This is a genomic window from Nocardia pseudobrasiliensis NBRC 108224, assembly GCF_001613105.1.
Taxonomy (GTDB): Bacteria; Actinomycetota; Actinomycetes; order Mycobacteriales; family Mycobacteriaceae; genus Nocardia; species Nocardia pseudobrasiliensis.
Map to the genome: position 1 here is coordinate 21409 of NZ_BDBS01000056.1, position 21131 is coordinate 42539.

The 21131-nt window shown below is 67.4% G+C and carries 21 protein-coding genes; 14 read left to right on the top strand and 7 right to left on the bottom strand.

What is annotated here, in order from left to right; translation table 11 throughout:
• The first annotated feature begins 85 nt into the window (after positions 1-85).
• The 3 genes from NP4_RS34150 to NP4_RS34160 are packed head-to-tail and all read left to right on the top strand — an operon-like array spanning position 86 to position 3886.
• Entirely contained in the window at positions 86-802 is a 717-nt protein-coding gene (locus tag NP4_RS34150; RefSeq protein ID WP_068006719.1) for an MgtC/SapB family protein, read from the top strand.
• Positions 799-2532, top strand: coding sequence for an ABC transporter permease (locus NP4_RS34155; RefSeq protein ID WP_068006720.1), 1734 nt, complete (start codon positions 799-801; stop codon positions 2530-2532). Before NP4_RS34150 ends, NP4_RS34155 begins: the two co-directional genes overlap by 4 nt.
• 13 nt (positions 2533-2545) lie before the next feature.
• Complete coding sequence (locus NP4_RS34160; protein WP_068006721.1) at positions 2546-3886, top strand: ABC transporter ATP-binding protein; 1341 nt, start codon at positions 2546-2548, stop codon at positions 3884-3886.
• On the opposite strand, the gene NP4_RS34165 is transcribed toward NP4_RS34160, so the two are convergent.
• Entirely contained in the window at positions 3831-4604 is a 774-nt protein-coding gene (locus NP4_RS34165; protein ID WP_068006722.1) for a TetR/AcrR family transcriptional regulator, read from the bottom strand. The genes NP4_RS34160 and NP4_RS34165 overlap by 56 nt on opposite strands.
• 53 nt (positions 4605-4657) lie before the next feature.
• Between NP4_RS34165 and NP4_RS34170 the strand changes: the two genes are divergently transcribed.
• Positions 4658-6124 carry an MFS transporter gene (locus NP4_RS34170; protein ID WP_068006724.1) on the top strand — a complete coding sequence of 489 codons (1467 nt, stop codon included), beginning with the start codon at positions 4658-4660 and terminating at the stop codon, positions 6122-6124.
• Here NP4_RS34170 and NP4_RS34175 read toward each other — a convergent pair.
• The 3 genes from NP4_RS34175 to NP4_RS34185 all read right to left on the bottom strand — a co-directional run bounded on the left by NP4_RS34175 (position 6121) and on the right by NP4_RS34185 (position 9187).
• On the bottom strand, positions 6121-6525 hold the full coding sequence (locus NP4_RS34175) for a DUF8820 family protein (RefSeq protein WP_068006727.1): 405 nt from the start codon (positions 6523-6525) through the stop codon (positions 6121-6123). The two genes, NP4_RS34170 and NP4_RS34175, sit on opposite strands and share 4 nt — an antisense overlap.
• A gap of 9 nt (positions 6526-6534) precedes the next feature.
• Complete coding sequence (locus NP4_RS34180) at positions 6535-7563, bottom strand: DUF6745 domain-containing protein (RefSeq protein WP_082876467.1); 1029 nt, start codon at positions 7561-7563, stop codon at positions 6535-6537.
• 88 nt (positions 7564-7651) lie between these two features.
• The gene (locus NP4_RS34185; RefSeq protein ID WP_082876475.1) at positions 7652-9187 is read right to left on the bottom strand and encodes a DHA2 family efflux MFS transporter permease subunit; all 1536 of its coding nucleotides are present in this window, start codon (positions 9185-9187) and stop codon (positions 7652-7654) included.
• A 111-nt stretch (positions 9188-9298) separates the two neighbouring features.
• Between NP4_RS34185 and NP4_RS34190 the strand changes: the two genes are divergently transcribed.
• The 6 genes from NP4_RS34190 to NP4_RS34215 all read left to right on the top strand — a co-directional run bounded on the left by NP4_RS34190 (position 9299) and on the right by NP4_RS34215 (position 14798).
• Positions 9299-9538 (top strand): NfeD C-terminal domain-containing protein, encoded by a 240-nt coding sequence (locus NP4_RS34190; RefSeq protein ID WP_062506235.1) that lies wholly within the window; start codon positions 9299-9301, stop codon positions 9536-9538.
• 14 nt (positions 9539-9552) lie between these two features.
• Positions 9553-10674: an SPFH domain-containing protein gene (locus NP4_RS34195; RefSeq protein WP_068006729.1), complete on the top strand. Its 1122-nt coding sequence runs from the start codon at positions 9553-9555 to the stop codon at positions 10672-10674.
• 44 nt (positions 10675-10718) lie between these two features.
• Positions 10719-11087, top strand: coding sequence for a cold-shock protein (locus NP4_RS34200; protein WP_082876468.1), 369 nt, complete (start codon positions 10719-10721; stop codon positions 11085-11087).
• A gap of 93 nt (positions 11088-11180) precedes the next feature.
• The gene (locus tag NP4_RS34205) at positions 11181-12272 is read left to right on the top strand and encodes an ATP-dependent DNA ligase (protein ID WP_211335940.1); all 1092 of its coding nucleotides are present in this window, start codon (positions 11181-11183) and stop codon (positions 12270-12272) included.
• On the top strand, positions 12269-13321 hold the full coding sequence (locus NP4_RS34210; protein ID WP_068006735.1) for a DNA polymerase domain-containing protein: 1053 nt from the start codon (positions 12269-12271) through the stop codon (positions 13319-13321). Before NP4_RS34205 ends, NP4_RS34210 begins: the two co-directional genes overlap by 4 nt.
• Before the next feature lie 64 nt (positions 13322-13385).
• The gene (locus NP4_RS34215; RefSeq protein ID WP_068006737.1) at positions 13386-14798 is read left to right on the top strand and encodes a purine-cytosine permease family protein; all 1413 of its coding nucleotides are present in this window, start codon (positions 13386-13388) and stop codon (positions 14796-14798) included.
• Here the strand turns inward: NP4_RS34215 and NP4_RS34220 are convergent.
• The 3 genes from NP4_RS34220 to NP4_RS34230 form a co-directional block, all read right to left on the bottom strand.
• Positions 14795-15445 (bottom strand): TetR/AcrR family transcriptional regulator, encoded by a 651-nt coding sequence (locus NP4_RS34220; protein ID WP_068006739.1) that lies wholly within the window; start codon positions 15443-15445, stop codon positions 14795-14797. The genes NP4_RS34215 and NP4_RS34220 overlap by 4 nt on opposite strands.
• Positions 15429-16574, bottom strand: coding sequence for an acyl-CoA dehydrogenase family protein (locus tag NP4_RS34225; RefSeq protein WP_068006821.1), 1146 nt, complete (start codon positions 16572-16574; stop codon positions 15429-15431). The genes NP4_RS34220 and NP4_RS34225 overlap by 17 nt, the downstream gene beginning before the upstream one ends.
• Positions 16575-16647: 73 nt before the next feature.
• Positions 16648-17322, bottom strand: coding sequence for a TetR/AcrR family transcriptional regulator (locus tag NP4_RS34230; protein WP_245998403.1), 675 nt, complete (start codon positions 17320-17322; stop codon positions 16648-16650).
• 214 nt (positions 17323-17536) lie between these two features.
• On the opposite strand from NP4_RS34230, the gene NP4_RS34235 reads away from it, so the two are divergent.
• The 4 genes from NP4_RS34235 (at position 17537) to NP4_RS34250 (ending at position 21046) form a co-directional block, all read left to right on the top strand.
• Positions 17537-18397: an alpha/beta fold hydrolase gene (locus tag NP4_RS34235; protein WP_068006824.1), complete on the top strand. Its 861-nt coding sequence runs from the start codon at positions 17537-17539 to the stop codon at positions 18395-18397.
• Between the two features lie 32 nt (positions 18398-18429).
• Positions 18430-18639 (top strand): hypothetical protein, encoded by a 210-nt coding sequence (locus NP4_RS34240; protein WP_068006744.1) that lies wholly within the window; start codon positions 18430-18432, stop codon positions 18637-18639.
• Complete coding sequence (locus NP4_RS34245) at positions 18636-20579, top strand: hypothetical protein (protein ID WP_068006746.1); 1944 nt, start codon at positions 18636-18638, stop codon at positions 20577-20579. Before NP4_RS34240 ends, NP4_RS34245 begins: the two co-directional genes overlap by 4 nt.
• Positions 20580-20680: 101 nt before the next feature.
• On the top strand, positions 20681-21046 hold the full coding sequence (locus NP4_RS34250) for a hypothetical protein (RefSeq protein WP_147288063.1): 366 nt from the start codon (positions 20681-20683) through the stop codon (positions 21044-21046).
• The last annotated feature ends 85 nt before the right edge of the window (positions 21047-21131 follow it).

The window sequence follows — 21131 nt, forward strand, 5'->3', positions numbered from 1 at the left end:
GACGACCATCGCGCGCGCCACGGATTCGACGTCCCCGTCCGGTAGCCTGCGCGGCGCGGGTCGCTGCGAAATCCGGAAGGGTGCCATGACAACGCTGGAGATGCTGATCCGCCTCGCGGCCGGAATCGGCTGCGGCGCGGCGATCGGGCTGGAACGGCAGTATCGGGCCCGCATGGCCGGGCTGCGCACCAACACCCTGGTCTCGGCGGGCGCGACGCTGTTCGTCCTGCTGTCGGCGCACGGTTTCCACGGCGGCGACGCCGATCCGACCCGCGTGGCCGCGCAGATCGTCTCGGGTATCGGCTTCCTCGGCGCGGGTGTGATCATGCGCGAGGGCTTCACCGTGCGCGGCCTCAATACCGCCGCCACGCTGTGGTGTTCGGCCGCGGTGGGTTCGCTGGCCGGTGCGGGCATGTACTCCACCGCGCTGGCGGGCACGGTCGCGATCGTGGTGGTCAACACCGCGCTGCGCTGGGTGGGTCGCTCGGTGGACCGCCGGCCCGAATCCGGTCAGGAGCAGACCACCTTCTACCACTTCGCCGCGATCACCAACGACGCCCATGAGGCCCATGTGCGCGCGCTGCTGGTACAGGCGTTGACGCGCACCGACTTTCGGCTGGTCTCGATCTCGAGCCGCAATTCCGAGGACGCCGAGGGCCGGGTGGAGGTGGTGGCGGAGCTGGTCGGCGAACAGCGCGACGACCGTCAGATGGAGACCGCGGTCAGCCGCCTGAGCCTGGAACCGTCGGTGACCAGCGTCGGCTGGAACATCCATCAGCCCGCCGGATCGGAGCACCGATGACCGTCCTGCGCTCCTATCCCGCGCGCGGCACCTACGACCGCCCCCGTTCGCGGCTGGCCGATATCGTCGTATTCCTCGGTGCGGCCGTACTGATCTGGGCGATCGTGCGGGTCTCGGACGGGCTGAACGTGCCGTTCCACGAGGGCGAGACCACCCATATCGCCACCGACGCCGCCGAACTTCCCTACTACGCCGCGCGGTCGCTGCTGCGGATGTTCCTGGCGCTGGGGTTGTCGATCGTCTTCACCTTCGCCTACGCCACCGCCGCGGCCCGGCTGCGCCGCACCCGCGCGGTGCTGCTGCCGCTGCTCGACATTCTGCAGTCGGTGCCGATCCTGGGTTTTCTGTCGGTGACCATCACCGCGTTCATCGCCCTGTTCCCCGGTTCGCAGCTGGGCCTCGAGTGCGCGTCGATCTTCGCGATCTTCACCTCCCAGGCCTGGAATATGACCTTCGCCTTCTACCACAGCCTGGTGTCGCAGCCGCGCGAGATCGACGAGGCGGCACGCAATCTGAGATTGTCGCGCTGGCAACGGTTCTGGCGCGTGGATGTGCCCAGCGGAATGTTCCCGCTGGTGTGGAATTCGATGATGAGCTTCGGCGGCGGCTGGTTCTTCCTGGTCGCCTCCGAGGCGATCAGCGTCAACAACCAGAAATACGCGCTGCCGGGCATCGGCTCCTATGTCGCGGCCGCCTCCGGCGAGGGCGACGCCACCAAGATGCTGATCGCGATCGCGGTCATGATCGCCATGGTCATCGGGGTGAATGTGCTGTTCTGGCGGCCGCTGACCGCCTTCGCCGAACGCTTCCGCTTCGAGGATTCCGAACCCGCCCAGGCCCCGCGCAGTGTCACCCTGGATCTGCTGCGCCGCTCCCACATACCCGATCTGCTGGGAAAGATCCTGGGCCCGTTGGTCTTTCCGCTGGATCGGGTGATGCGGGTGTTCGGGCTGGCCGAGCATCCGCTGCACGTGATTCCGGGGCGACGCCGCGCGGGTGATCTCGTGTTCGGGCTGGCGCTGAGCGCGGTCATCGCGTGGGGCTGCTATCGGGTGATCGCCTATATCGCCGATACCGTCGGCTTCGGTGAGGTGAGTCACGCGTTCGGTCTGGGCGCGATCACCTTCGTGCGGGTGCTGGTACTGCTGGTGGTGTGCAGCCTGATCTGGGTGCCTGTCGGGGTGTGGATCGGGTTGAACCCCAGGGTTTCCCGCTTCGCGCAGCCGATCGTGCAGGTGCTGGCGAGCTTTCCCGCGAACTTCCTGTTCCCGCTGGTGACCGGCGTGCTTGTGGCCACCGGTGCGAGCCTGAACTGGGCGGGCACACTGCTGATGGCGCTGGGCGCGCAGTGGTACATCCTGTTCAACGTGATCGCCGGGGCCAGCGCGGTGCCCAACGATCTGCGCGAGGCCGCCGCGAATCTGCGCCTGCCGCGCGGACTGTGGTGGCGGCGACTGATTCTGCCCGCGATCTTCCCCAGCTATGTCACCGGCGCGATCACCGCCGCGGGCGGCGCGTGGAACGCCGCGATCGTCGCCGAGGTCGTGAGCTACCGGGGCGAGACCCTCACCGCGACGGGTCTGGGCGCCTACATCTCCGACGCCACCACCGGCGGTGACTGGCCACGCATCCTGGTCGGGGTGGTCGTGATGAGCGTCTACGTGGTGGGCATCAACCGACTGTTCTGGCGCCGCCTGTACGCGCTGGCCGAACGCCGATACTCGTTGTGACAGGAGAGCTTTCATGACCGCAACTCCTACCGGGACGGGCGAGGCCCTGCTGCACGTCGACGGGGTGGGCATGTCCTTCCACGGGGCGGCCGGTGACACCCTGAATGTGCTCGATCACATCGATCTCACGCTGCACGACGGGGAATTCGTTGCGCTGCTGGGCCGTTCGGGTTCGGGCAAATCCACGCTGCTGCGCACCATCGCGGGGCTGATCGCGCCGACGGCCGGACAGGTCCGCTATCGCGGCCGACGCCTCGACGGGGCCAATCCCGGTGCGGCCCTGGTCTTCCAGTCCTTCGCGCTGATGCCGTGGTTGACCGTGCAGGACAATGTGGAGCTGGGTTTGGCCGCGCGCGGCATCGCCCCCGCCGAACGCCGCCGCCGCGCCCTGGACGCGATCGATCTGATCGGCCTGGACGGCTTCGAGACCGCCTACCCCAAGGAGCTGTCCGGCGGGATGCGCCAGCGGGTCGGCTTCGCCCGCGCGCTGGTGCTGGAACCGGATCTGCTGTTGATGGACGAACCGTTCTCCGCGCTGGATGTGCTGACCGCGGAGAATCTGCGCACCGAACTGGTGAATCTGTGGGAGACCGACGGATTCCCCACCCGATGCGTCTGCATCGTCACCCACAATATCGAGGAGGCGGTGCTATTGGCCGATCGGGTGGTGGTTCTGGGCGCGAATCCGGGCCGCGTCATCGCCGATATCCCGGTGGCCATGCCGCGTCCGCGCGATCGGCGCGCCCCCGGTTTCGAACTGCTGGTCGACGAGATCTACGGCCTGCTCACCGGCCGCGACACCGAACGCGCGCTGCCCGAACCGGATAAGGCGACCCCGACCGCGACCCCGCTGCCCGATGCCTCGGTCGGCGGGCTGGCCGGTCTGGTCGAACTGGTCTACGCCTCGGGCGGGCGCGCGGATCTGCCCGAGATCGCCGACGAATTGAATTTCGAGATCGACGATCTGCTGCCGCTGGTCGACGCCGCGGCCCTGCTGGGATTCATCACCGTGGAATCCGGCGATGTGGTGCTCACCGAGATCGGCACCCGCTTCACCACCGCCGACATCCAGGAGAGCAAGAAGATCTTCGCCGAACAGGCCCGCCACCGCGCGCCGCTGGTGCGCACGATCTGCAAGGGTCTGGCGGGCAGTGCCGACGGCAGTCTGCGGTCGAGTTTCTTCCTGGATCTGCTGCGCCGCGGCTTCGGACCCGACGATGCCCGGCGTCAGCTCGATATCGCCATCGACTGGGGCCGCTACGCGGAGCTCTACGACTTCGACGCCGACGACGACGAGATCACCGCGGATCGGGCTGCCGAGGAGTTCGCGAACGTTCGCGATCAGTGGAATTGATCGCGTCGCGCCGCTCCTCGCGCAGCCGCGACTCCAATCCGTCCAGCACGCACAGTAATCCGAAGTCGAAGGCCAGCGCGCGGGCGGCGGCCGGATTCTCCGGCTGGATCTCGATCATATCGGCGACCATGTCGGGATAGTCCGCTCCCGCCAGCTGCCGCATGGCCGCGTAGACGGTGTCGGTGTCGAAATCCTCGAGCCGTCCCCCGGTCTGGCGCAGCGCGATATCGGGCACCACCTGACCGACCACATAGCTGATCAGGGTGCCGTTGGCGTAGGCGGCGGTCATCGCGCCGAATCCGGCGGTGCGATAGGTGCGGCGCATGAAGTCCGAGAGCCGAAAAGCCTTGGGGCCCACGCTCGGTACGCGCCCGAACAGCGTCACCATCCACGGATGGGCGAGCATGGTCTCGCGCAGGCTGTAGGCGAATTCGGTCAGGGCCCGCCGCCACGGCACCTCGTCCGGATCGGGCAGCGCGACCTCGCCCCAGGCCTCGTCGAGGGCCAGCTCGAGTAATTCGTTCTTGTTGGCGACATACCAGTACAGACTCGTCGCCCCCGCGTCCAGCTTCGCCCCGAGCTTGCGCATGCTCAACCGGTCCAACCCCTCGGCGTCGAGCAGTTCGATCGCCGCGGCCACGATCTGGTCGCGCCGCAGACCTGAGGATTTGGGTTGGCGCGGCGGGCGCAGCCACACCGATTCGAAGGGCTTGGTCACCAGGCCACCTTAATTCACTCGCACATCGTACGAGTTTATCGTACGGTGTCCCAGTGAACTCGAACAGTGTACGAGAGACGGCGGGGGCGCTCGAACGCGATCCTCGCCGCTGGTGGATTCTGGGCGTACTGTGCGCGGCGGTCCTGGTGATCGGAATCGACAGCACCGTGCTCAATCTCGCGATCCCGTCCATGATCCGCGAACTGAATGCGAGCCCAGCCGATATCCAGTGGATTCTGGATGCCTATGTGCTGGTCTTCGCCGGACTGCTGCTCACCGCGGGGTCGCTGTCCGACCGATACGGCCGCCGACTGGCCCTGATCACGGGCGTGGCGATCTTCGGGGCGGCTTCGCTGGCGGCGGTGCTGGCGACCGAACCGTGGCAGGTGATCGCGGCGCGGGCGGCGATGGGTGTGGGCGGTTCGGTGCTCATGCCGTCGACGCTGTCGATCATGATGACGACCTTCGCCGAGGATGAGCGCCGCAAGGCCATGGCGGCCTGGTCGACGGTGGCGATGGTGTCCATCGTGCTCGGTCCCACGCTGGGCGGCCTACTGCTGCAACACTTCTGGTGGGGCTCGGTCTTTTTGCTCAATATCCCCTTCGCGGTGATCGCGGTCATCGCCGCGGTGGCGCTCATGCCCGAGAGCAAGGGCGATCAGCGGCCGATCGATCCGGTGGGTGTGGTGCTGTCGATCGTGGCGCTCACCGCGACGGTGTACGTCATCATCGAACGGGAGTGGAATATCGCGGTGATCACGCTGGCCATCCTCGCCGGGGTGGCGTTCATCTTCTGGGAGTCGCGATCCACGCATCCGATGCTGCCGCTGGCGGTATTCCGCAGCCGCGCCTTCACCGGCACCTGTCTGACCTTGCTGCTCATGACCTTCGGCATCGGCGCGGTGATGCTCATGCTGACCCAGTATCTGCAGTTCGTGCTCGGCTTCAGTCCGATGAAGGCCGGTCTGGCGCTGTTGCCGTTCGCGGTGGCCTCCACGATCTGCAACGGTCTCGGCGCGACGCTGGGCAAGACCCTCAGCAATCGCGTGCTGATCGTCTCGGGTCTGCTGGTGATGGCCGTGGCCTTCGCGATCCTGGCCACTGCCGACAGCTACGCGTGGGTGCTGGGCTCGATGCTGATCATGGGCATCGGCAGCGGTCTGGCGGGCCCCGCCGCCTACGCCTCGATCATGAGCGCCATCCCGCTCGAACACGCCGGTGTGGGCTCGGCGATGAACGACACCCTGCTGCAGGTCGGTCAGGCGATCAGCATCGCCGTCCTCGGCAGCGTGCTGGCCGGGGTCTTCACCGACAGGATGCCCGCCGAAATCCCCGCGGCGGCAAGGGATTCGATCGGCGCGGCCTTCCAACTCGGCTACGGCGATCAGGCGGGAGCCGCGTTCACCGCGGCCATGCACTACGGCGCGTGGATCAGCACCGGATTCACCGCGGCCGCGGCGGTTCTGGGATTGGCGCTGTTGCGCGCTCCCAAACCCGCCGCGGTCCCCGAACCGGCCTAATCCGCCACGAGACGCGAACCCCAGGCACCGAATTCGCGTTGGCGGCGGATCAGATACGCGCCCGGCGCGCTGCCGGTGGCCCCGTGTTCGGGATGCATCAGGTAGGCGACGGCGGTGGTGGTGAACAGCCCCAGCGCCAAGCCTTCCGGATCGTCCACCGACCGGGTCCACCGGCAGGTTCCGGATTCGGCGACCAGGGTGTGCGGATTGCCCCCGGCCGGGCCGCGCAGCACCTCGACCCCCTCCGGCCGGACATGCGACCACTGCGCGTCGGGACCGACCGTCACCTCCGGCAGCATGGACGACGGGATGACCAGCAGATCGCCCTGGGCGTACATCCCGTCCACGACGGGAATGCGCAGGGACTGCTGGAAGTGTTCGAGGGCAAGGGAATTCGTCATGTGATCACCTCAGGTGCGTTGAACGAGAAGACAGTACTGCGCCGCGCTCAGCCCGTAGGTCCAGGCGACCGCGGCGATCGGATCGGTGAAATGTCCCGGCACGCTGAGCCCGTAGCGGCGGCGGGTGCCGTCGCGCTCGAGGGAGCCGTTGGTGGCGACCACGACGCGCCGATCGCGCGCCATGTCGTAGAGCAGCAGCTCGAATCCGTCGTTACCGGGATCGGGCGCGGTGGCCACCAGCCGCGTTCCGGCCTGTTCGAGGTAGGCGGGCCAGCCGAGGTTTTCGATTGCGCAGCGGCGGATTTCGATATTGGTCTCCGCGTCGACGGCCGCGGCGGTGGGTGCGGTGATCACCCATTGCGGGACGCGGACGCCATGCCAGAAATACAGTTCCCAGCCGTCGACGTAGCGCACGGCGGGCCCGTCGGCGCAGTGCAACCGCACCTCGTCGAGATCGCCCGCGGGTTCGGTGCGCAGCACGCGCGGCCGCTCGGCGACCACGCAGGTCCGCTCCCCCGGCCACCATGCCCCGCACAGCCGATCGACCTCGGCCCACGCGCGCCACAGCGGTGCCGCCGATTCGCTACGGCCCCAAGGGAATTCCGCCCACACCGAACACCAGCCCGAAGTGCTGTTCCACGTCCACAGCGGATTGTCGCCACCCTCGTGCGCGGCGTCGAGCACCGCCCGCACGCAGCTGCTCCACGATTGCGACCACGGTATCGCCACCGTGCGGTCGAACCGTTGCAGACCCGCCACGGCCCCCATCCACGGTTGGCGCACGAGTTCCGAAAGCCGTTGCAGAACCGGCGAATCCGATATTCGATACGGTCGCCACGGCTGGCCGGGCTCGCCGGTGGCCACCGCGAGCAGCGGTGAGGAGGCCCACCGGATCCGCGGTGGACCCAACCCTACGAGCCGATACAGTTCACAGATTGCCGCCTCGGCGGCCACACGATCGACCGGTTCGGTGGATCGCAGCCACTCCGATCGACGACGACGAATGTCCGCAGCGTCCCGCTGCCAGAGTGCACTCACCGAACAGCGGTGGTGTCGTCCTTTCCAACGATCATGCAGCCATGGTGACAGACGACCCCACCGCTGGGCAACTGCGCTACCGAATTCCTCAGTGCCCCATCAGCACCGGAGCGTCCGCGCCCTCGGGCACGGGGGCCTTGGTGCGCGGCAGGAACGCCGCCGGGATCAGCGTGAGCACGATCAGCACCACCGCGACGATGTAGGTGTGCGCGAAAGCCGTTGCGGCCTGGTCGAACCCGGTTTTGATGGCGCCCGGCGGCAGCTGCGCGGCGATGGCGGGCTCACTGCGCGAGCCGATCGCGGCCCCGGCCAGCTGGCTGTCGTTGAGCAGGTTGGTCAGCACCACCGAGATGGCCGCGGTGCCGATGGACGCCGAGGCCTGGTTGATGATGTTCATCAGGGTGGAGCCGCGGGCGACCTGCTCGTGGGTGAGAGTCTGGATGGCCGCGGTCATGGTCGGCATCATCGTGCAGCCCATGCCCAGGCCCATCACGAACAGCGCGCCGCCCATCAGCCAGTAGGAGGTGTCACTGTGCAGCTGGGTGAAGAACAGCAGACTCACCGCGATCACCGAGATACCGGTCAGCACGATCTTGCCGGGGCCGATCTTGTCGACGAATCGGCCCGCGATCGGCATCGTCACCATCGCGCCCAAACCCTGTGGCGCCAAGAGTAATCCGGCCGCCAGCGCGGTCTCCCCGCGCACCTGCTGCAGATAGGTCGGCAGCAGCAGACCGGAGCCGAAGAACGCGATCGCGAACAGCAGCATGGTCAGCACCGCGAAGGTCAGCGACCGGTTGCGGAACAGATGCAGATCGATCAGCGGATGTTCGGTGCGCAGCGCGTGGAAGACGAACACCACCATCAGCACCAGGCCGATCGCGGCCGGGATCAGCACCCGCGCCGCCATGACCGTATGTTTCTCCGGAATCGAGGACACACCGAACAGGAACAGCGCCAGCCCCGGCGAGGCCAGCAGCATGCCGACCAGATCGAAGCTCTGCGAGGGCTCGGGCCGGTCGGACGGGAAGATCACGAACGCCAGGATCACCGCCACGATGCCGATCGGCACGTTGATCAGGAAGATCCATTTCCAGCTGAAACCGATCAGCCAGCCGCCCAGGATCGGGCCGAGAATGGGTCCCAGCAGCATCGGCACGCCGAGCACGGCCATCACCCGGCCGACGCGTTGCGGACCGGCGGCGTGGGTCATGATCGTCATGCCCAGCGGCATCAGCATGCCGCCGCCGAGGCCCTGGATCACGCGGAAGGCGATCAGCGTCTCGATATTCCACGCCGTCGCGCACAGCGCCGATCCCAGGATGAACAGCACCAGGGCCATCATGTAGAGCCGTTTGGTGCCGAACCGGTCGGCCGCCCAGCCGGTCAATGGGATCACGCTGGCCAGGGCCAGGGTGTATCCGGTCATCGACCAGGCCGCGACCGCATAGGTGGCGTGGAATTCGGTTTGGAACTTCGGCAGAGCGATGGTGACGACGGTGATGTCCAGGATCGACATGATCGCGCCGAGGACGACGACACCGGCCACTTTGAAAACAGCGGCATCGAGCTTGTCCGATGCCGTATCGGGATGTGCGGTCCCGATATCCGGAGGTTGGGTCACCGCTTCAGCCTTCCACGTGTCCGAGCGATCCACCAGCACATTTTTCCGGGGCTTTGCGGCGTACGCTGGAACTTCCCCGGTACCCCGTTGTCCGCCAAGGAGATCGATGCGATGACCGACCCGGTACACGGTTTGACCGGTACGCTCACATCGCCGATCCGAGGCGCGGACACGCTCGGGGAGGTCCTGGTCGCGATCCGAGGGGGCACCGAAATCTACCTCGCACGATCGCCCGAGCCGCTGGACGCGGGCACCACGGTGCTCGTGATCGGCGTGAACCCGGGCCGGATCGTGGACGTAGTTCCCTGGATACCGCTCGACTTCGGACCGGGTGGGGATACAACGAAATAACAAGGGAGACAACAGTGCTGGGGTACCACGTACCCGATCCCGACGAGGCCATGCTGGTCAGCGGCGGGCGCGGCAAGGACAATGCGCCGTTTCGGGTGGTGATCGGGCACGGCGCCTTCGTGGTGCCGCTGTTCCGCAAGGTGCGCTATCTGTCGCTGGCGATGTTCGAGGCCGAGATCGGCGAGCGATGCGTCACCAAACAGGGCATTCAGCTGGATGTGCGGGCGGTGATCGCGTTCAAGGTCGCCAACGACACCCTCTCGATCGTCAATGCGGCGCAACGGTTCCTGTCCGAGCAGGAACGAGAGATGAGCGTCCTGACCGGACGCATCTTCTCCGGACATCTGCGTTCGATCGTGGGCTCGATGACGGTCGAGGAGATCATCCGCGAACGGCAGAAACTGGCCGACGAGGTGCTGATGGCCTCGAAGGTGGAGATGAGCAATATCGGGCTGTGGGTGGATTCCTTCCAGATCCAGTCCATCGACGACGGCAATCTCGGCTATATCGCGGCCCTGGCGGCCCCGCACAATGCCGCGGTGCAGCGCGATGCGCAGATCGCCCAATCCCAGGCCGCGCAGGAAGCCGCGAAGGCCGAACAGGAATCCCAGCGCAAACAGGCCGAATATCAGCGTGAGACGGCCATTCTGCGCGCGGAATATCAGCGCGATATCGATAAGGCCAATGCCGAAGCGGCGCAGTCGGGTCCGCTCGCGCAGGCCAACGCGCTGCAGGAGGTGCTCACCGCCCAGGCGGTGCAGGCCCGCAAACAGGCCGAACTGCGTGAGCAGCAGCTGCAGGCCGAGGTGGTCAAACCCGCCGAGGCCGAGGCCGAACGCGTGCGCATCCTCGCCCAGGCCGAGGCCGATCGCACCCGCATCCAGGCCGACGCCGCGGCGTCGAACAATCGCATCGCGCTGGATCAGTTGCTGATCGAGCAGTTGCCCGAGATCGTGGCCCAGGCGGCCCGGGGTCTGTCGGGCGCCAACCTGACCGTCCTCAACGGTCCCGACGGTGTGTCGGAGTTGGTGAACGGAATGGTGGGACAGGGCCTGACGGTGTTCAATTCGCTGCAGAAGGCACTTTCGCCCAACAACGAACACAACCCGACCACGGTCGATAGAGTGCAGGAATAGGGACGGCGACGAGGAGCGGGTGTTAGGTGTCGATCGGGAAATTGGTGTCCTTCGACAGTTCTCGGGGGTTCGGTTTCATCCGTCCGGAAGACGGGGGACCAGACGTGTTCGTACATGTGAACGACATCGGGTTGGACGAGGACGAGCTGCGGCAGGGCAGGGTGTTCGAATTCGAGGTGACCGAGGGTGACCGGGGGCCGAAGGCGGTGAATCTGACCGCCGTGGGCGGCCAGCCGGTTCCGGCGCGCCATCGCGCGACCCGCAATTCCGGCGCGCTCACCGCCGCCGAGCACAAGCGGCTGATCACCGAGCTACTACTGGATGCGAGTCCGGCCCTGACGGCCGGGGAAATACTGACCATCCGCGACCGGCTGACCGCATTCGCCGATCAGCACGGGTGGTTAGAGAATTAGGGTTCACGGCATACGATCTTGCTGACAGTGTGCGAGCGATGAATTCCGCGCGCTCGCACCGTCCACATCGACGAGACTTCCGAGGAGGATCGTGTGGACCTGCCCGTCATGCCGCCCGTGAAACCGATGCTGGCGAAATCCGCGTCGGCGCTGCCGCGCGATCCGCAGCTGTACTACGAACCCAAATGGGACGGATTCCGCTGCATCGTGTTCCGCGACGGGGACGAGGTCGAACTCGGCTCCCGTAACGACCGGCCGCTGACCCGCTACTTCCCCGAACTGGTGGAGTTGCTGCGCGGCGCGCTGCCGGATAAATGCGTCATCGACGGGGAGATCGTGGTCGTCACCGAGGCCGGACTCGATTTCGACACCCTGCAGCAGCGGCTGCATCCGGCGGCCTCGCGGGTCAACAAGCTGGCCGTGGAGACCCCGGCCAGCTTCGTCGCCTTCGATCTGCTGGCGCTGGGCGATCAGGATCTGACCGAACAGCCGTTCGCCGAACGACGTCGACTGCTCGAGACCATCGTGGACAATTCCGTGCCGCGCCTGCATCTGACCCCGTTGACCTCCGATCCCGAGACCGCCCAGGACTGGTTCACCCGCTTCGAGGGCGCGGGGTTCGACGGGGTCATGGTCAAGGCCACCGATCTGCCGTATCTGCAGGACAAGCGGGTGATGTTCAAGGTCAAACACGAGCGCACCGCCGACTGCGTGATCGCCGGATTCCGGTGGCACAAGGACGGTGAGGGCGTGGGCTCGCTGCTGCTGGGTCTGTTCGACGACGAAGGCAATCTGCATCACGTCGGAGTGGCCAGCAGTTTCACCGCCGCGCGCCGCCGGGAACTGGTCACCGAACTCGCGCCGCTGCGCGAGAACGCCCTGGACAATCATCCGTGGCGGCATTGGGCCGATGCGGCCGCGCAGGCCAAGGCCGACGGGAAAATGCCGGGCGGAGTGAGCCGTTGGACCGGCGGCAAGGATCTGTCGTGGGAGGCGCTGCGCCCGGAGCTGGTCGCGGAGGTCCGCTACGAACATGTGATGGCCGGGCGATTACGCCACGGCGGCCGGCTGGTGCGCTTCCGCGACGACCGCACCCCCGAATCCTGCACCTACGCCCAGCTCGACGAGGTGGCCCCCGCCGAACTGTCCGATATCTTCGCCGAGGCCAAGGGGGCCAAGCCATGAGCGCCTCGATCGATATCGAAGTCGACGGCCGGGTGGTGGCGATCAGCAACCCGGACAAGGTCTATTTCTCCAAGCGTGGGGAGACCAAACTCGATCTGGTCCGCTACTACCAGGCCGTGGCCGAGCCGATTCTGCGCACAATGGGCGGCAGACCCGTTCTGCTGGAACGCTATCCCGACGGCGCGGGCGGAAAGTCGTGGTTTCAGAAGCGGGTTCCCAAAACGGTGCCGGACTGGTTGCAGACCACGGTCGTATCGACTCCGAACGGCACCACCAGCGACGCCCTCGTCGCCGCCGATCTGGCCCACATATTGTGGGCGGTCAACTTGGGCTGCTTGGGATTTCACGTCTGGCCCACCCACGCGGGCGCGGCCGAGCAGAGCACCGCACCGCCGGTCCACGACGCCGCGGGCCAGCTGCTGCCGCCGACGGGAGCCACCGACGAACTGCGCGTGGATCTCGACCCCTCCCCCGGCACGTCCTTCGACGATCTGCGCAAGACCGCGGCCCTGACCCGCGAGCTGTGCACCGAACTGGGCATCGACGCCCGCGTGAAGACCTCCGGCTCGCGCGGCCTGCACATCTATGTCCTGCTGCGACCGGAGTGGGACGGCTATCAGGTCCGCGCCGCCTCGGTGGCCCTGGCCCGCGAACTCGAACGCCGCCACCCCGACCTCATCACCGCCCAGTGGTGGAAGGAGCAGCGCGGCAGCCGAGTATTCGTCGACTATAACCAAAATGCCCCGCATCGAACGGTTTTCGGCGCCTGGTGCGTCCGCCCGAAGGTCGGCGGCCAGGTCTCGACCCCGATCGACTGGACCGAACTCGACGCCGTCGTCCCCGAGGATCTCACCCTCACCACGGTCCCGGCCCGCGTCGCCGAACTCGGCGACCCCTGGGCCGACCGCACCCCGCAGAGCATCGAACCGCTGCTGGAGATGTCGCGGCGCGATCTGGACGCGGGCCTGATGGACGCCCCGTGGCCGCCGGTGTATCCGAAGATGCCCGACGAACCGCCGCGGGTGCAGCCGAGCAAGGCCCGCAAATAGCCGAATCCCAACGCCCCCTTGCCGAAACTGCTTGGATGATCTTCACGCGAGTGAGGAGTCCAACATGATCGAGCACGGCAACGAGGCCGCACTCGTCCCCGAGCGCCGCACCATCGACGTCATCCCCGACGCGGAACGTCATGGGCGGCCGGTCAATCAGTTCACGCTCTGGTTCGGGGCGAATATGCAGATCACCGCGATCGTGGACGGGGCGTTGGCGGTGGTGTTCGGGGCCGACGCGGTGTGGGCGATCGTGGGCACGCTGGTGGGCAACGCGCTGGGCGGGGTGGTGATGGCGTTGCATTCGGCGCAGGGGCCGCGACTGGGATTGCCCCAGATGATTTCCAGCAGAGCGCAATTCGGGGTGCGCGGGGCGGTGGTGCCGCTGGCGCTGGTGGTGCTGATGTATCTGGGATTCGCGGCGACGGGCACCGTGCTGGCCGGACAGGCGATCGGCGAACTGCTGCATATCGAGAATCGAGCCGTGGGGATCGTGATATTCGGTGCGCTGACCGCGGCGGTGGCGGTGCTGGGATATCGGCTGATCCATGTGGTGGGGCGGATCGCGACCGTGGTCGGCGTCGTCGGATTCGCCTATCTGGCGGTGCGGCTGTTCGTGCGCTACGACGTCGGCGCGCATCTGGGCGGGCACGGATTCCAGGCGACGACCTTTCTGCTCGCGGTGTCACTGGGGGCGAGCTGGCAGTTGACCTTCGGACCCTATGTCGCCGACTATTCACGCTATCTGCCGCGAAACACCTCCGCGCGCAAGACATTCTGGTTCACCTATGCGGGCAGCGTGATCGGGTCGCAGTGGTCGATGAGCTTCGGCGCGCTGCTGGCGGCGTGTGCGGGCAAGGCGTTCATCGCCGACCAGGTCGGCTTCATCGGCGCGCTGGCCGGTCCGGCGGTGGTGGCCGCGCTGATCTATCTGGTGATCGTGGTCGGCAAGCTGACCATCAATGTGCTCAACGCCTACGGCGGATTCATGTCGGTGCTCACCACCGTCACCGCGTTCGATCCGCGCACGACCGTCTCTCGCGCGGCCCGCACCGCCTACATCCTCGGCTTCACCGCGACCTCGGTGGTGATCGCGCTGGCCGCCAGTGCCGATTTCCTCGACAATTTCAAGAATTTCGTGCTGGTCCTGCTGCTGGTGTTCACCCCGTGGAGCACGATCAATCTCATCGACTACTACCTGATCTCGCGCGAACGCATCGATATCCCGGCCCTGTTCGATCCGCGCGGCCGCTACGGCTCCTGGAATCTGCCCGCGCTGGCCTGCTACGGCGTCGGCATCGCCGCGCAGATCCCGTTTCTGGCCCAGAAGCTCTACACCGGCCCGATCACCACCCTGCTCGGCGGCGCGGACATCTCCTGGCTGGTCGGCATCGTCGTCACCGCCGCCCTCTACTATCCGGTCGCCGCGCGCACCGCGCGCCCGCCCGAGCGGATGATGTATCCGGCCGTGGTCTAGGCGCTGTCGGGCTCGATCTTGGGGAAGGTCGTGGTGACCAGGGTGAACAGTGAATCCGCGAGCAGGTGGTGGACCTGTTCGCGGGTCAGCGCGCCGCGTGTGATCCATTCGCGCCCAGCCGTTTTCACCAGTCCGCCATAGGCGCGGACCAGGGCTCGCAGTTCGTCGCCGTGCGCGGATTCGCCGAGGCCGACCATCTGCAGCAGCCGGTCCGCGGCCGCGTCGTCGGCCTCGTCGAGGATGCGCTGGACCTGCGGGTCGTCGCCGATGCCCTCGTGGCCGGTCACCTTCACCCAGGTGCTGCCGTGTTCGCCGATGGTGTCGAGCAGCCAGGTCACACTCGCGTCGACGCGTTCGCGGGTGGTGCCGGTGGGCACGATCATCTGGCCCGGGCGCGGCATGGTCACCATGCGGCGCACGACCGCCAGATACAGGTCGCGCTTATTGCCGAAGTAGTGGTTGATCAGCCCGCGCGCCACGCCCGCGCGCTGGGCGAGCTCCGCGGTGGACACCGCCGCGTACGGGCGTTCGCCGAACATGGCGATGGCGCATTCGAGGATCTGCGCCCGCCGTTCGTCGGGTTCGAGCCGACGCCGGCGCGCGGTCGCGTCGGCGTCGATACAGGTCGTATCAGAGTGAGCGGGCAATGAGATCCTTCATCACCTCGTTGGCCCCGGCCAGGATGCGCAGCACGCGCGCGCCCGTATACAGCTGGGAGATCGGATATTCCGTCATGTATCCATAGCCACCGAACAATTGCAGACAACGATCCACCACGATACCCAACTGGTCAGTAAGCCAGTACTTCGCCATGGCCGCGGTCGGAATGTCCAGTTCCCCGCGCAGATGTTTGGTGATGGCATCGTCGAGGAAGGTGCGGCTCACCCGCGCGATGGTCGCGCATTCGGCCAGTTCGAAGCGGGTGTTCTGCATCGCGAACAGCGGTTTGCCGAACGCCTCGCGGCCCTTGGTGTAATCCACGGTCAGCTCGACGGCCTTCTCCATCATCGCCACCGCCATGATCGCGGTGACCAGCCGCTCCTGGGCCAGCAGCTGCATCATCTGATAGAAGCCCTGGCCCTCGGCCTCGCCCAGCAGATTCGACGCGGGCACCCGCAGTCCGTCGAAGAACAGCTCGGCGGTGTCCTGCCCCTTGCCGCCGATCTTGGACAGGATGCGCCCACGCGTGAAACCGGGCGTGTCGTCGGAGACGTCGGCGAAGATCAGCGAGACCCCGGCCGCGCCCTTGGTCGGATCGGTTTTGGCGGCGATGACGATGCCGTCGCACAGCCAGCCGTTGGAGATGAAGATCTTCGAGCCGGTGATGACGTACTCGTCGCCCTCGCGCACCGCGCGGGTCTTGATGTTCTGCAGATCCGAGCCGGTGCCCGGTTCGGTCATGCCGATCGACAGCACCATCTCACCGCTGGCCGCCTTGGGCAGCACCCGGCGCTTGAGCTCCTCGGAACCGAACTGCTGGATATAGGGCGCGATGATCGAGGAGTGCACCGGCATGCCGAGCGCGCCGTCCCCGCGCAGCGCCTGCTCCTCGATGATGGCCGCCTCATGCGCGAAACCGCCTCCGCCGCCGCCGTATTCGCTCGGCACCGCGGCGCACAGCAGGCCCAGTTCACCGGCGCGGTTGTACAGCTCACGGTCGGGGTGTCCCTGGGCGGCGAATCTCTCCTCGTGCGGAACCACCTCTTTGTCGAAGAAGTTCCTCGCCAGCTCCCGTACGGCCTCGACCTCGTCGTCGCTCCATGGGGCGCGCGCCATCGTCTGCATCCTTCGTTCGTGCCCGTCTTCGTGAGCACCAGAGTGGCAGTCCTATTGGCGCATTGTCAACAACTCAGCCGCGGGCCTGATTCACCTCGGCCAGCGTGGTGAAGATCGGGGTGTGCGGATCGGCGGCGATATCCTGTCGACGCAGGAACCCGTCGAGCAGCCCCCACACCAATTCACTCGCCTGATCGACGAATTCGCCCGCGTCGGCGGGCTCGTCCTCGAGCCACAGATCGGTGACGGCCACGACCACGCCCACCACCGCGCGCGCGAGATAGTCGATACCGGCCGTCTCGAGCGGCACGGCCTCGGCGACCGCGCGGGCCAGTTTGGTGAACCGGCGCGCGGCGTCGCGGCCCAGATCGAACTGCAGCACCGCCCCCTCGGTCCCCTGCGTCAGCGGGGCCTGAGCCAGGAAGCGGAAGACGTTGGGGTGCTGCAGAATTCCCTCGGCATAACCGGTGAACACCCGGCGCAGCGCCTCGCGCGGCGGCTGCAGCATCAGCGTCATATCCTCGCCGGTGGCGGCAAAGGCGTTGCGCGACACCCGATTCGCGATCTCGGTGTACAGATCGGCCTTGTCGGCGAACTGCCGGTACAGCCGCGGTTTGGTGATGCCCGCCTCGCGCGCGATGTCGTCCATACTCGGACGCGGACCAGCCCGGTCGATCACCCGGATCGCCGCGTCGACGATGTCGTCGCGCGTGATCGGCGCGATGGTTCTACTGCTGGCACGGGACACGGCGACTCGGCTCCGATACTGGGGTCCAGTTCTCTGGTACTCGAGCATACACGTACCGCCGGTACGTCCATTTCCGCGATATCGGCCCGCTGTGATCCACCCCACAGCACTTCCAGCGCCCGCGGCATTGCTTCCTGCCCATCGTACTGCCAGTATCAAAAACCGTACTGGCGGTACGTACGGTGTGGCCCGGCCACACCCCGAGGTGAACGAGATGACCCCACTGCCCGATATCGCTCCCCGCTCCCGCGTCGTGCCCGCACCGGGCGGCGACCTGGCCGTCCGCGAATACGGCGACCCCCGAGCCGACACCCTGGTGCTGGTGCACGGCCTCACCGACACCCAGCACATCTGGAAACCGGTCGCCCGCATGCTCGCCGACAGCTTCCACGTGGTGACCTACGACGTGCGCGGCCACGGCCGATCCGCGAAAGCCACACGGCCGCACCACTATCGACTGGAATGCCTTACCGAGGACCTCTACGCGGTCCTCGACGCGATCAGCCCCGACCGCCCGGTCCATCTGGCCGGACACGGCTGGGGCGCGATCCAGGTGTGGGAGGCCCTGACCGATCCGCGCGCCAATACCCGCATCGTCTCGGCCACCGCATTGGGCAACCCCGGCCTCGATCCGATCGCGCATGCCCTGCGCGAGAAGCGTTTTCCGCGCACGCGGTGGTGGCGGCTGCCCGGACTGGGCTGGCTGGTGCTGGGCCGCAGACTGCTGCGCTGGCCGCGCATCCGCCGCGCCCCGCGCGCGGACTTGGCCGTCGCACCGGCGGATCTGCTGGCCGGGGCGCGCATCGCCGCCGCCAATCTGCCCCACCGCCTGCGCAATCCGCGCGAACGCCGCATCGCGGCGCCCATCCAGCTGATCGTCGATCGTGCCGACGCGGCCGTGCTGCCCGCCGCGGGCGCCCACGTACGCCGCGTGGTGGACCGGCTGTGGTGCTACCGCCTACCCGCCGATCACTGGCTGCCCATTACCGAACCACTACTGGTCGTGGAGGCGATCGCCAATTTCATCGACGATCTGCGCGCCGACAACCGCCCGATCGAATACACCCCCCGCTGAGCGCGGGGTCCGAAAGACCCGGAGGCCCAACCATGTCCGTCGAATCGCTGACCCGCACGCTCGGGGCTCCCCTCCCGGAGGAATTCAGCCGCCTGTCCGACGCCGAACTGGCCGAACTGGACCGGCTGCTGCGCGACGCACAGTCCCGGCGCGCGAAACGTCTTGCCGGCGCGATCGATTCGTCGATGGACCTCGTGCCGCGGCTGCTGCGCCCGGCCATCAAGAAGGCGCTGGGCCTGTGAACGGCAAACTGCTCGCACGCGCCGAGACCACCAAACTCGCCCGCCTGCTGGACATCTCCGACCCGGACGCGCTCGAATTCCTCATCGAACTATCCCCCGAGGCCATCCGCGCCTTCCGTGAACGCGCCACCGACCTGCTGTTCGACGCCGACGGCGTGAAACTCAAACGCGTCGCCGCGGCCGCCAAACTGGTGCCCACCCCGATCGCGGCCAAGGCCGCCGAACGCGCCTTCGGGCCCGGCCTGTGCGCGGCGGTCGCCGCCCAGGTGGAACCGGCCCGCGCGGTCGACATCGCCAAGGCGCTGCCCCCGCGGTTTCTGGCGGAGGCCACGATCCAACTGGATCCGCGCCGCACCGCCCAGATAATCCCCCGTGTCCCCACCCCCATGGTGGTGGCCGTCGCGCGTGAACTGCTCTCGCGGGGTGAGCATGTCACGCTCGGCCGATTCGTCGGGGTGGTCTCCGAGGAGATGATGCGGGCGGCGGCGGAGGTGATGGACGATACCGATCTGCTGCGCACCGGCTACCTGCTCGAGGACAAATCCTCGATGGACAACCTGCTCGAGATCGTGGTCGACCGTCTCCCCGGCGTCGTGCGCGCCGCCCACGAACAGACCATGTGGGCCGAGGGCATCGACCTGCTCGACACGGTCAACCCGCTCAACCGCGCCCGCATCGGCGACCTCAGCGCCCAACTCGGCGACGAGGTCCTCGACAGCCTGGTCCACGCGGTCCACGAACTCGACGCCTGGGCCACCCTGCTGCCCGTCACCGCGGCCATGAGCCCGCAGAGCCTCACCCTGTTCGCCGCGCGCCCGATCGTGCACACCGAACCGATCCTCACCGCGATCATGGACGTCGCACTCAACCACGGCCTGTGGCTGGACCTGCTCCCCCTCGCGATCCACCTACCCGCGGCCCCCCTGGCCTTCATCGCCGCCCGCGTCGCCGACAAACCCGACCACGAACTGGCCGACCTCATCGGCCAGGCCGACGCCGCCGACCTGTGGGACGCCATGATCCCCATCGCCCTCGCCATGACCGGCCCCGACCGCCGCCGCATGGCCGGACTGCCGATCATGCAGGACCCCGGCGTACTCAGCGCCATCACCACCACCTGCGCCCGGCACGAATTGTGGTCGCAGGTCCTGCCTTTGATCGACGCGCTCCCCGAGGCCGGCAAGAAAACCCTTGGCCTCTGCCTGGCCGAACTCGGCGACGATCAGCGCCGCGCCGCGGTCCTCGCGGCCGCCGACAGCGAGAACTTCGCGGTGCTGGTCGATCTCGCCATCGACGAGGGCCTGTGGCTCGAGCTGCTGCCGTTGACCGTCGAATTGACCGGTGCGCAAAGGGAATTCGTCGCCGCTCGGGTGGCGTTGCGCAGCGACGACCGCCTCGGTGCGCTCATCCGCGAGGCCGACGCGGCCGGGCTCTGGGACGCGCTGATTCCCATCGCGCTGGCCATGTCCGAGGCCGATCGTCGCCGCATGGCCGGACTGCCGGTTCTCGCCGATCCCGAGGTGCTGGGCAAGGTCGTCGCCACCGCGGCCGAGCGCGAGTTGTGGTCGGAGGCGCTGCCTCTGGTGGGAGCGCTGCCGGAGGCGGTCAAGCCGATCATCGCGTCGTGTCTGGGGCCGCTGGGGCGTGAGCAGCTGCTCGCGGCGGTGCGGGCGGCCGCCAACAGTGCCGATATCCCGACTCTGGTCGAGATCGCGCTCGCCCAGGACGAGACCGGGCGCGCCCGTGTGCTCGACATCATCGCCGGCATGCCCGATCTCGACGAATTCCTGGCCGCGCTGACACCGGACATTCCCGACGTGGTGTGGGACGCGTTCGTCGAGATCCGCGCCGAGATACCCGACGCGCTGCGCGAACAGCTGGCCACGCGGGCGCGCGAACTCGATCGCCTCGACCACGCCGCCCGGCTCATCGCCGAATAGCCGCCAGCCCTCGACCCGGGCGGCGATGCGGGCTTACGATTCCGGCAACAGTCCAGTTATCCGGTTCGTGTCTCGTCTCGCCCCGAGCGAAGGGAATGGTCATGACCAGGTTGTCGAAGGCTGTGCTACCCGTCGCTGCGGCCGCCGCGCTGCTGTGCGCTCCGCTGCCGACCGCCACGGCAAATGTCGGCGGTATCGCGGTGATGTACACCGGATCCGAGGGTCCGGTGCTGGGCTGTCCGCACGAGGTCGGATTCGGGCTGTCGGATCCGGTGCTGCCCGACACCCACATCTACATCGACGGCGTCGAGACCGGTCCCCTCAATCCGTACCCCTACAGCGGCTACTGGGTGCGCTGGACCCCGGACCGGCTCGGCTGGCGCACACCATCGAGGTCGTCAATTCCGCACCGGGCGGGCCGGAATCGCGCAATCGCCTCGACATCGAGGTGCACCGGATCGGCGTGAACGCGGGCAGTTCGTGCATCGCCAACGGATTCCCGCTACCGATGGACATCCAGAAGGGCACGCTGGGCCAATTCGTGTGAACCAC

What these genes read in the sequence shown, in the direction of transcription:
- NP4_RS34150 (WP_068006719.1), top strand. Translation starts at nt 86, where the DNA reads ATGACAACGCTGGAGATGCTGATCCGCCTCGCGGCCGGAATCGGCTGC.
- NP4_RS34155 (WP_068006720.1), top strand. Translation starts at nt 799, where the DNA reads ATGACCGTCCTGCGCTCCTATCCCGCGCGCGGCACCTACGACCGCCCC.
- NP4_RS34160 (WP_068006721.1), top strand. Translation starts at nt 2,546, where the DNA reads ATGACCGCAACTCCTACCGGGACGGGCGAGGCCCTGCTGCACGTCGAC.
- NP4_RS34175 (WP_068006727.1), bottom strand. Translation starts at nt 6,525, where the DNA reads ATGACGAATTCCCTTGCCCTCGAACACTTCCAGCAGTCCCTGCGCATT.
- NP4_RS34190 (WP_062506235.1), top strand. Translation starts at nt 9,299, where the DNA reads ATGACCGACCCGGTACACGGTTTGACCGGTACGCTCACATCGCCGATC.
- NP4_RS34210 (WP_068006735.1), top strand. Translation starts at nt 12,269, where the DNA reads ATGAGCGCCTCGATCGATATCGAAGTCGACGGCCGGGTGGTGGCGATC.
- NP4_RS34215 (WP_068006737.1), top strand. Translation starts at nt 13,386, where the DNA reads ATGATCGAGCACGGCAACGAGGCCGCACTCGTCCCCGAGCGCCGCACC.
- NP4_RS34225 (WP_068006821.1), bottom strand. Translation starts at nt 16,574, where the DNA reads ATGGCGCGCGCCCCATGGAGCGACGACGAGGTCGAGGCCGTACGGGAG.
- NP4_RS34235 (WP_068006824.1), top strand. Translation starts at nt 17,537, where the DNA reads ATGACCCCACTGCCCGATATCGCTCCCCGCTCCCGCGTCGTGCCCGCA.
- NP4_RS34240 (WP_068006744.1), top strand. Translation starts at nt 18,430, where the DNA reads ATGTCCGTCGAATCGCTGACCCGCACGCTCGGGGCTCCCCTCCCGGAG.
- NP4_RS34250 (WP_147288063.1), top strand. Translation starts at nt 20,681, where the DNA reads ATGACCAGGTTGTCGAAGGCTGTGCTACCCGTCGCTGCGGCCGCCGCG.